We start from the raw sequence: 10,483 nt of genomic DNA, 5'->3' as shown, positions 1-10,483 counted from the left end.
GCCGCGGCCGGGAGCGGCGCGTCCTCGTCCGGCGCCGCTCCGCCGTCCGCCTCTTCGTCCCCGGGGCCGGCTTCGTCCACCGCGTCGTCGCCCGCCGCGGCTTCCACCGCCGACGCCATGTCCCCGGCTTCGCCGTCCTCGTCGGGGCCTTCCGTGCCGGCGCCGGCCGAGTCCGCCTCGTCGGCGCGGCCGCCGCGCCGACGCCGGCGACGGCGCCGCCTGCGCCCTTCTTCGGCACGCTCCTCCGCGCTGCCGGCCTCGGCCGACACGCGGCCGTTGGCGCGGCCCTCCGGCGCGTCCGCCTCCGCGTCCTCGCCGCCGGCGTCGAGGGCCGCCGCTTCCGGCGCCTCCTCGTCGTCCTCCTCGGGTTCGGGCGCGTAATCCATGCGCAGCGCCGACGGCGCCGAGTCGGCCGGGCGCTGCCGGCTCGGGTCGGCCACCCGCAGCCGGTCGATGCGCAGCGCCGGCGGTTGCAGCGAGTCGTCCGGCTCGAACACCACCGACATGCCGAAGCGGTGCTCGATCCGCGCCAGGCGGTCGCGCTTGCGGTTGAGCAGGTACAGCGCCACCGGGCTCGCCACATGCACGGCGATCTCGGCGGCGCGGCGCTTGGCGCCCTCCTCCTCGATGGCGCGCAGCACGGACAGCGCGCTGCTCTCGATGCTGCGGACCTGGCCGTGCCCGCCGCAGTGCGGGCAGGGCACGAAGGCGGTCTCGGCCAGCGACGGGCGCAGCCGCTGCCGGCTCATCTCCAAAAGGCCGAAGTGGGAGATGCGGCCCACTTGGATGCGCGCCCGGTCGTGCTTCAGCGCGTCCTTGAGCCGGCGCTCCACCGTGGCGTCGTGCCGGTTCGACTCCATGTCGATGAAGTCGATGACGATGAGGCCGGCGAGGTCGCGCAGCCGGAGCTGCCGGGCGATCTCGTCCGCCGCTTCCATGTTGGTGCGGAACGCCGTGTCCTCGATGTGCCGCTCGCGCGTGGAGCGGCCGGAGTTCACGTCGATGGCGACCAGCGCCTCGGTCTGGTTGATGACGATGTAGCCGCCGGAGCGGAGCTGCACCACGGGCGAGTGCATGGCGTCGAGCTGCGCCTCGACGCCGTGGCGCGCGAACAGCCCGCCGTCACGGAAGAGCTGTATCTTCTGCGCGTGCTGCGGCATCAGCATGCGCATGAACTCGCGCGCTTCCCGGTAGGCGTCCTCGCCGTCCACCAGGATCTCCTCCACGTCGCGCGCGTAGTTGTCGCGGATGGAGCGCTTGATGAGGTCCGCTTCCTCGTAGATCAGCGCCGGCGCGGACGAGGACAGGGTGCGTTCCCGGATGCTGTCCCACAGGCGCAGCAGGTATTCGCAATCGCGCCGGATCTCGGGCTTCGGCCGCTGGGCGCCGGCGGTGCGGACGATCAGGCTCATGCCGTCCGGCAGGCCCACCTCGTCGATCACCTCGCGCAAGCGGCGCCGGTCGGTGGCCGAGGTGATCTTGCGCGACACGCCGCCGCCGCGCGGCGAGTTGGGCATCAAGACGGAGAAGCGGCCGGCGAGCGAGATGTAGGTGGTGAGCGCAGCGCCCTTGGTGCCGCGCTCCTCCTTGACGACCTGCACCAGCATGATCTGCCGGCGCTTGATCACCTCCTGGATCTTGTACTGGCGCATGAAGCGCTGGGCGCCGCGGCGCTCCCGCGCCGCTTCTTCCGGCGCCTCGCCGCCGATCTCCTCCGGCGGCGGCGCGTCGTCGGGCTCGAAATCGTCGGTGTGGCCGTTCGGCGCGGCGGTGGTGGCGGAGCGGCGGGGCGCGACGGGTTCGAGGGGGGGCTGGTCGCCCTCGCCGGGGAGGAGGAACGGCCCGGACTGCTCCGCGATCGTCGCTTCCTCTCCGGACGGCGCGGGTTCCGCCGGGTCGGCCGGCGCATCCGGGGCCGCCGACTCCGGCGTCGGCGCGGCGTCTTCCTCCGCCGCGGCCGCCATCTGCTCGCGCGCCGCGTCCTCGGCCGCGCGCGGCGCTTCGCCGGCGGCGGGCGTCGTCTGGTCGGCGTCAGCCGCCACGGCTTTCACCTGAGCCGGCGACGCGACCAGCACCGGCTCGGGCTCTTCTTCGCGGGACGGCGGCCCGGCTTCGGCCGCTCCCGCCGGTACGTCCGACCCGCCCGCGCGGCCGGCCTCGGCGTCGCGGCCGGCGTCGGGGTCGGTTTCGTCGGTGGCGGAAGCCTCGGCCACGGTTTCGGGCGGTCCGGATTCGGTCCGGTCGGCCTCAGCGGCCGCGCCTTCGATGCGGTCGGGGGCGGTGTCCGCGTCCTCAGCGGTCTCCTCGGCCCGCTCAAACGCGGCTTCCGCTTCCTCCGCGGCCTCTTCCTCGCGCGCCTCGGCGGCCTGCATCGCCAGCAGGCGCTGCCGGTCGGCGACCGGGATCTGGTAGTAGTCCGGGTGGATCTCCGCGAGCGGCAGGAAGCCGTGGCGGTTGCCGCCGTACTCCACGAATGCGGCCTGCAAGGAGGGCTCCACCCTCACGACCTTGGCCAGGTAGATGTTGCCTTTGAGGGGCAGCCTGTTGGCGGCTTCGAGGTCGAAATCCTCCAGCCGGTTGCCGTCCAGCACCACCACGCGGGTTTCTTCCGCGTGGGACGCGTCGATCAGCATCTTCTTCGTCATCGAAGCTTGTGCTCCGCGCCGCTCCGCCGGGCGGTTCGCACCGGGACGGGCGGCGGATGGGGGTGGGGTGGCCCGGACGACGCTGAGGGCGCGGCGCGGTCGATGGACAAGCGGCGGCCTCCTCCTCGGTCCGGCGGGGCGCGGCGCACGGGGCGGCACGCGCGCCGGTGCTCGCGGCGGCGCATGGCCACCCGGGGTCGCGCCCCAGGGTTCAAACCCTGCGCCTCGCCTCGCTCGCGCAACCGGTGCGGCGCATGGCCCGTTGGAACGGGCACGGCGGTGTCGGCTGGCCTGACGGGGATGGAGGGATGGCGGGCTACCGCAACCTCCGCCGCGTGGCGCGACCTGTCATCCCGCGACGGCGGAGGAGGGCGAACCGGGCATCCAGCCCGGAGCGGACGAACCCGGCGAAACGCGGAAACCGGGGTCCGGCGAAAGGCCGGGTCGGGTCCATGCCGGGCATTCCGGGCCGCCGCGGCCGGCCCATCGAGCCTCGCCGCCGCCGCCCTGCCCCCGAATCTCCACCGGCAGCGGGCACCGCCGGGGCAGGGCAGCTTAGGCGAGGGGGGTGGGTTCCACAAGCCGACAATGCGCGGGCGCCCAGGAAGGCGCCCCAGCCGTGCCATGTTCCCGCGCCACCGTGCTACGGTGGGGACCAGGGGGATCGGGGACCGGGCCATGCGGGGGTGGAACGGTGAGGGGGCGCCGCCGGTGGGGCGCCGCCGATTGGTGTTCGCCGGCATCGGGGGCGCGTTGGCCGTGGCGGGGCTCTGGCCGGCGCGAACGGCCGCCGCAGCGCCGGCCGTCGTCTCCGCTTCGGGCGGTGGCGGGCGCACCCGGGTCGAAGTGCCGCTCGCGCCGGGGACCGCGTGGCGGCTGTCCGCCGCGAAGGGCCCGTCGCGCCTCGTGCTCCGCCTGCCCGGGATGGCCTGGCGCGGCACGCCCGCGCGCCTGCCCGGCGCCGGTTTGGTGTCGTGGGCCCGGCGCGCGGGCGAGTCCCTCGTGTTGACCTTGGCCGCGCCCGTAGGGCCGCCCACGATCGGCGCGCGCGGCGACCGTTTGGTGATCGATCTGCTGCCCGGTACCGCGGCCGGCTTCGCCCGCTTGGCCGAGGGCGGCCGTCCGCTCGCCGCCGCCCCGCCGCCGCCGCGTGTCGCGCTGCCGCTGGTGGTGATCGACCCCGGCCACGGCGGGCGCGACCCCGGGGCGATCGGGGCGCGCGGCACGCAGGAGAAGCGGATCACCCTGGCTGCGGCCATCGACCTGAAGCGGCGGTTGGAGGCAGGCGGGCGCTGCCGCGTGCTGCTGACCCGCGGGCGTGACGTGTTCGTGCCCCTGGCGGACCGCATCGGGATGGCGCGGCGGCGGGACGCGGCGCTGTTCCTGTCGCTCCACGCCGACTCCGCCCCGGGCGCGCGGGGCGCCAGCGTCTATACCCTGTCCGAGACCGCTTCCGACGGCCTGTCCGCCGCCCTCGCCCGGCGCGAGAACGCCGCGGACCAGGCCGGCGGGCTGCGGCTGCCGTCCGTTTCGCCGGAGGTGAGCCGCATCCTGCTCAGCCTCATGCGGCAGGAAACGCGCGCCGGGTCGGACCGCTTGGCCCGGCTAGCCGTGTCCTCCTTGCGGGGCGGCGAGGTGCAACTCCTGCCCAACACGCACCGGCGTGCGGCCTTCGCCGTGCTGAAGGCGCCGGACGTGCCGGCGGCGCTGGTGGAGATGGGCTTCCTGTCCCACCCCGCCGACGAGGCGGCGCTGAACCGCCCCGCCCACCGCGCCCGGTTGGCGGCGGCGCTGGCCGGGGCGGTGGAAGGTTTCCTCCAGGCGCGCGCCCGGTCCTCGCTCGCCGGGGCGGAGGGGGCCGGTTGGGCGCCCCCGCCGGGCTGACCGGACCAGGGGCCGCCGCCCCGGATTTCGCGGTCGCCTCCCCGCCCGGCGCGTTGTAATTGGAGCCTCACATGTCCCCCCCTCCCGATCTCCGCGCCGACGAGCCCCTGTCCGGGCGCCGTTCGCCGCCGCCCGCCGCCCCGCCGCCGCCCGATCCGAAGCGGCGGCGCCCCCGCCGCCGCGTGCGCGCGGGCGGCGTCTTCGCCCGCCTCGTCCACTTCCTCTTCCTCGTCGTCGTGATGGCGGGCGTCGGCGGGGCGCTGGCCGGCTTCGTCGTGTACCGGCAGGTCGCGGCCGACCTGCCCGATTACCGCTGGCTCGCCGACTACCAGCCGCCGCAGATGTCGCGCATCTACGCCGCGGACAGCCGGCTGCTGGCGGAGCTGGCGGCCGAGCGGCGGGTGTTCGTGCCGATCGAGGCCATCCCGCCGCGCGTGGCGCAGGCGTTCATCAGCGCCGAGGACCAGCGCTTCCGCGAGCACCGCGGCGTGGACCCGATCGGCATCCTGCGGGCCGTCGTCACCAACCTGGAGCAGTACGGCTCCGGCCGGCGCATGGGCGGCGCTTCCACCATCACCCAGCAGGTGGCGAAGAACATGCTGGTGGGCGCGGACCGCACGCTGGCGCGCAAGGCGCGCGAGGCGATCCTGGCGTTCCGGATCGAGCAGGCGCTGTCCAAGGACCGCATCCTCGAGATCTACCTGAACGAGATCTACCTCGGCTCCCAGGCCTACGGCGTCGCCGCCGCGGCGCAGACCTATTTCAACAAGGGGCTGGACGAGCTGACGGCGGGGGAGACCGCCTTCCTCGCCGCGCTGCCCAAGGCGCCCAACAACTACAACCCCGTGCGCTTCCCCGAAGCCGCCCGCGCGCGGCGCGACTGGGTGCTGGACCGCATGGCCGAGGATGGCGCCGCGTCCGCCGCCGAGGCCGAGGCCGCCAAGGCGGAGCCCGTGACCGCGCGCCCGGCGCGGCGGACGGACACGGTCTCGGTCGGCCAGCACTTCACCGAGGAGGTGCGGCGCGAGCTGATCGCCCGCTTCGGCCCCGACCAGACGGTTATGGGCGGCTTCGTGGTCCGCACCAGCCTCGACCCCGCCTTGCAGGCCGCGACCGAAACCGCGCTCCGCAACGGGCTGCTCGCTTACGACCGCCGCCGCGGCGGCTGGCGCGGGCCGGTGGCCAAGGTCTCCGCCGGGACCACCGAATGGATGCCGGAGCTGCAAGCGGTGCAGCGGCCCGGCGGCGCGCCCCCTGAATGGCGCATGGCGGTGGCGCTGGAGGTCCGCCCGCGCGAGGCGCGGCTCGCCTGGGTGGAGCGGCTGGACGCGCGCGCCGCGCCGCAGCCGCGCAGCGGCACCATGTTCATCGAGGACCTGTCCTGGGCCCGCCGCGCCTTGGGCGAAGGCCGGCTCGGCGGCGCGCCGCAGCGCATGGCGGACGTGCTCCAGCCCGGCGACGTGGTGATGGTGGAGGCGCTGCCCGCGACGGCGGCCGCGTCCGGCCCCGGCGCGCAGAACCGCCCAGCCCGGCCGGAGCGCCTCGCGTTGCGGCAGGTACCCGCCGTGGAGGGCGCGGTGGTGGCGCTCGACCCGACAACGGGCCGCGTGCAAGCGATGGCCGGCGGCTGGTCCTTCGAGAAGAGCCAGTTCAACCGCACCACCCAGGCGATGCGCCAGCCCGGCTCATCCTTCAAGCCGTTCGTGTACCTGCCGGCGCTGGAGATGGGCATCCCGCCCAACCAGCGCTTCCTGGACGCGCCGATCGAGATCATGACGGCGCAGGGCGTCTGGCGGCCGGGCAACTACGGCGACGGCGTCAGCAACAGCTACGTCACCCTGCGCCGCGCGCTGGAGAAGTCGCTCAACCTCGTCACGATCCGGGTGGCGCAGGAGGTCGGCATGGACAAGGTGGCGGAGACGGCGGCGCGCTTCGGCGTCATCCCGAACATGCCGAAGTACCTGTCCATGGCGCTCGGCTCCGGCGAGAGCACGGTGCTGCGCATGGCCGCCGGCTACGCCGCCTTCGTCAACGGCGGGCGCGAGGTGACGCCAACGCTCATCGACAGCGTGCAGGACCAGCGCGGCCGCGTGGTGTGGCGGAGCGACCCGCGCGAATGCGCCGATTGCGGCGCCGCGAACCCGAACGCCGGCCCGCCGGAGCTGACGGAGGAGCGGAAGCAGATCACCGACCCGATCGCCGCCTACCAGATGGTCAACATCCTCACCGGCGTGGTGCAGCGCGGCACCGGCACGCGGGCGGGGCAGGGGCTGAACCGCCCGGTGGCCGGCAAGACGGGCACCACCAACGACTACATGGACAACTGGTTCGTGGGCTTCACGCCCGACTTGGTGATGGCGGTGTGGCTCGGCTTCGACGAGCCGAAGACGCTGGGCAATGGCGAGACCGGCGGCCAGAACGCCGCGCCCATCTTCCGCGACGTGATGGAGGCGGCGCTGCGCGGCAGCCCGCCCGTGCCCTTCCGCGCGCCGCCGGGCGTGGCGCTGGTGCGGACGCAGGCGGAGGGCGGCGCGACCATCATGGAGGCGTTCCGGCCGGGCACGGAGAACGCGGCGCGGCCGCCGGACGAGGGGTCGCCTTCGGCGCAACTCGGGCCGGAGCGGGCTTTGCCGGGGTTGTACTGACCTAGTGCTGGCGGGAAGAGGCTTCGTTGGAAGCAGATGAAGCAGGATTGAGCGAACCTCCACAAGCAGCGGTGCAGGCGCCATCGGTCTTGGAGGCCGCCCCATTGTGGGTGGTGCTTACCGGCGGCCTGGCCGTGGGGGCGCCACGCGGCGCCGTGGTTGGTGCGGTCTTCGGATTCGTGGCTGCCGCCATGGGATTCAGGATTTCTGGGCAGGAGTGCGGCACCGGCTATGCCGGCCCTTGCGGGAACGCCATCGGCTTGGCGGCGCTGGTTTTCGGTTCGATGCCCGGGGTGGTGATCGGTGGGCTTGTCGGCGGCATAGGGGCCTGATCCTCGCAGAGCGCTGGTTCACGAGACGGCCGCGACCGGTTCGGACCGCTCGCTAGGCGCCTTGGTCGCTGATCACTGGCGCCCGCCGCTTGCGTCGCCCCGCGCCATCCCGTATCCGCCGCCACCATGCGCGCCGACGCCGAAGCCCTGCACCAGCGGATCACCGAATCGGTGGCTCTGCTGAGGAGGCATCTTTGACTGGGATGCCGCCGTCCGGAAATTGGATGAACTGAACGCCCGCGCCGAGGACCCGTCGCTGTGGTCCGACGCCGGGGGCGCGCAGAAGGTGATGCGCGAGCGCGGCCGCCTCGCTGACCAGGTGGAGGGCGTGCGCCGGTTGGAGCAGTCCGTTGCCGACGCGATCGAGCTGGTCGAACTGGCCGAGGCGGAAGGCGATGCCGCCACGGCCGACGCCGCCGTGGCCGACCTCCAGGCCCTCGCCGCCGAGGCCGCGCGCCGCGAAACCGAGAGCCTCCTCTCCGGCGAGGCGGACAGCAACGATTGCTTCGTCGAGGTCAACGCCGGCGCCGGCGGCACCGACGCGCAGGACTGGGCCGAGATGCTGCTGCGCATGTACCAGCGCTGGGCCGAGGCGCACGGGTGCAAGGTGACGCTCACCGAGGAGAACCCGGGCGAAGAGGCCGGGCTGAAGTCCGCCACCATCCAGGTGAGCGGCCCCAACGCCTACGGCTGGCTCAAGACCGAGACCGGCGTCCACCGCCTCGTCCGCATCAGCCCCTTCGGCGGCAACGACAAGCGCCAGACCAGCTTCGCTTCCGTCTACGTCTACCCGGTCGTGGACGACAAGATCGAGATCGACATCAACCCGGCCGACCTCCGGACCGACACCTTCCGGGCGTCGGGCGCCGGCGGCCAGCACGTCAACAAGACCGAGTCCGGCGTGCGCTTCACCCACATCCCGACCGGGATCGTGGTCGCTTCGACGCAGGACCGCAGCCAGCACCGCAACCGGGCCATCGCCATGGACATGCTGCGCGCCCGTTTGTACGAGCTGGAGCTGAGCAAGCGCGAGGCGATCAACGCCGCCACCGAGGCCGGCAAGACCGACATAGGCTGGGGCCACCAGATCCGCTCCTACGTGCTCCAGCCCTACCAGCTCGTGAAGGACCTCCGCACCGGGGTCGAGAAGGGCAACCCGCAGGCGGTGCTGGACGGCGACCTCGACGAGTTCATGGCGGCGGCACTGGCGCAGCGCGTCGGCGCCACGCGGTCGGAGGCGAGCGCGGCGGCGCGGTAGGCGCCGCGGGCGGCCTCAATCCGCCGTCAAACTCACCTCGACCCACTGCCGCACCGCCGGATGGCGCAGCTCGAAGCGCATCGGCCGCCGCACCACCCGCCACCCTGCGCCGCGCGCGTGCGCGATCAGGGAAGCGGGGAGCGCCACCACGCTGTGTTGCGTGCGCCGGTTGGACACCACCACCCGGTCATTGCCGAAGGCGATGGTCCAGCCGTCGCTTTGGGCGAGCCGCAGCAACTGGGACAAGAGCGACCAATCGGTCTGTAGATCCGCGAATGCCATTGTCCCCGCCGCAACACGCAAGCGGAAACATTGTTGCAGGCCGCGCGGAAACGTGTCCAATCGCCGGCGCAACCTCCGCCGTTCATGCTGATCACAAACCCAACTTTCGAGCGCGCATCATCGAAGATGTTTGCGTGGAAAGGCATGATGCGGCATGACGAACCTGTGAGGGGCCGGGGCGGCCCGCTTCTGCGAAGGCGCGGCATCGGGGGTCCGGCGCATGAAGGTGTTGTTCGTCCACCAGAATTTCCCGGCGCAGTACCGCCATATCGCGCCGGCCCTGGCGCGGCGGAGGGACGCGGTGGTCGCGCTCGGCGAGAACGAACGCGAGGCGCTGCCGGGCGTGCGGCACCTCCGCTACAAGCCGCCGCCGTCCCAAGGCGGCAAGGACACGCACCGCTACATCCGCCGCTTCGAAAACGCGGTGTTCCGCGGCCAGCAGGTCGCGCGCGGCGCGCTCGCCCTGAAGGAGCGCGGCTTCTCGCCGGACGTCGTCTGCTGCCACCCCGGCTGGGGCGAGGGGCTGTTCCTGCGCGATGTCTGGCCCGAGGCCAAGCTACTCTACTATTTCGAGTACTACTTCCGCTCCTCCGGCGGCGACGTCGGCTTCGACCCGCCCGGCCCGGTTTCCATCGACGACGCCGGCCGGGTGCGGATGCTGAACGCCACGCATCTCGCGTCGTTGGAGCAGGCCGACTGGGGGCAGACGCCAACCCGCTGGCAGTGCAGCCGCTTCCCCGACTGGGCCCAGGCCCGCATGTCGGTGGTCCACGAGGGCGTGGACACCCGCGCCATCCGCCGGCGCGCCGACGCGCGCTTCGCTTTGCCCGACGGCCGGACGCTCGGGCGCGGCGACGAGGTGGTGACGTTCATCGCCCGCGGCCTGGAGCCCTACCGCGGCTTCCCCACCTTCATGCGTAGCCTGCCGGAGATCTTGTCCCGCCGGCCGTCGGCGCAGGTGGTGCTGGTGGGCGGCGACGAACCGCACTACGGCGGCAAGCCCCCCGGCGGCGGCACCTGGAAGGAGCAGCTCCTCGCCGAACTCGGGGGGCGCCTGCCGATGGAGCGCGTCCACTTCACCGGCAAGGTGGCGCACTCGGCCCTGCTGGACCTCCTCAGCCTGTCCTCCGCGCACGTCTACCTGACCTACCCGTTCGTACTGTCCTGGTCGATGCTGGAGGCGATGAGCTGCGAGTGCCTTCTGATCGGCTCCGCCACCGCCCCGGTGCAGGAGGTGATCGAGGACGGGGCGAACGGCCTGCTGGTGGACTTCTTCTCGCCGGACGCCGTCGCCGCGGCCGTGGTGCGCGCCTTGTCCGACCCGGCGGCGATGGCCCCTCTGCGCGCGGCGGCGCGGTGCACCGTGCAGGAGCGCTACGACCTGCGGGACGTCTGCTTGCCGGCGCAGATCGCCTTGGTGGACGCGGTGGCGGCCGG

General features: G+C 73.5%; 7 protein-coding genes. 5 read left to right on the top strand and 2 right to left on the bottom strand.

Annotation, left to right across the window (positions count from 1 at the left end):
• The coding region (locus ABD067_RS24290) for an Rne/Rng family ribonuclease (protein WP_343898008.1) at nt 1-2,645 on the bottom strand (2,645 nt) is incomplete at its 3' end.
• Nucleotides 2,646-3,323: 678 nt separating this feature from the next.
• Here ABD067_RS24290 and ABD067_RS24285 point away from each other — a divergent pair.
• From ABD067_RS24285 to prfB, 4 genes are all read left to right on the top strand, one after another.
• Nucleotides 3,324-4,529 carry an N-acetylmuramoyl-L-alanine amidase family protein gene (locus ABD067_RS24285; protein ID WP_343898007.1) on the top strand — a complete coding sequence of 402 codons (1,206 nt, stop codon included), beginning with the start codon at nt 3,324-3,326 and terminating at the stop codon, nt 4,527-4,529.
• A gap of 71 nt (nt 4,530-4,600) precedes the next feature.
• On the top strand, nt 4,601-7,174 hold the full coding sequence (locus ABD067_RS24280) for a penicillin-binding protein 1A (RefSeq protein ID WP_343898006.1): 2,574 nt from the start codon (nt 4,601-4,603) through the stop codon (nt 7,172-7,174).
• A 26-nt stretch (nt 7,175-7,200) separates the two neighbouring features.
• A complete protein-coding gene (locus ABD067_RS24275) occupies nt 7,201-7,506 on the top strand; it encodes a hypothetical protein (protein WP_343898005.1) in 306 nt (101 codons plus the stop codon).
• Between the two features lie 126 nt (nt 7,507-7,632).
• A protein-coding gene (gene prfB / locus ABD067_RS24270; protein WP_343898004.1) for a peptide chain release factor 2 occupies nt 7,633-8,764 on the top strand; the annotation gives its coding sequence in 2 pieces (ribosomal slippage) (nt 7,633-7,701 and nt 7,703-8,764; 1,131 coding nt in all).
• A gap of 15 nt (nt 8,765-8,779) precedes the next feature.
• On the opposite strand, the gene ABD067_RS24265 is transcribed toward prfB, so the two are convergent.
• Nucleotides 8,780-9,046, bottom strand: coding sequence for a hypothetical protein (locus ABD067_RS24265; RefSeq protein WP_343898003.1), 267 nt, complete (start codon nt 9,044-9,046; stop codon nt 8,780-8,782).
• 220 nt (nt 9,047-9,266) lie between these two features.
• Here ABD067_RS24265 and ABD067_RS24260 point away from each other — a divergent pair.
• On the top strand, nt 9,267-10,483 hold a 1,217-nt coding region (locus ABD067_RS24260; protein WP_343898001.1), incomplete at its 3' end, for a glycosyltransferase.

The organism is Craurococcus roseus, assembly GCF_039523795.1.
In the GTDB taxonomy this organism is placed as follows: Bacteria; Pseudomonadota; Alphaproteobacteria; order Acetobacterales; family Acetobacteraceae; genus Craurococcus; species Craurococcus roseus.
This window is presented reverse-complemented; position numbering and strand designations above follow the sequence as displayed.

Coding starts and splice junctions, on each gene's coding strand:
- ABD067_RS24280 (WP_343898006.1), top strand. CDS start 4,601: ATGTCCCCCCCTCCCGATCTCCGCGCCGACGAGCCCCTGTCCGGGCGC.
- ABD067_RS24285 (WP_343898007.1), top strand. CDS start 3,324: ATGCGGGGGTGGAACGGTGAGGGGGCGCCGCCGGTGGGGCGCCGCCGA.
- ABD067_RS24265 (WP_343898003.1), bottom strand. CDS start 9,046: ATGGCATTCGCGGATCTACAGACCGATTGGTCGCTCTTGTCCCAGTTG.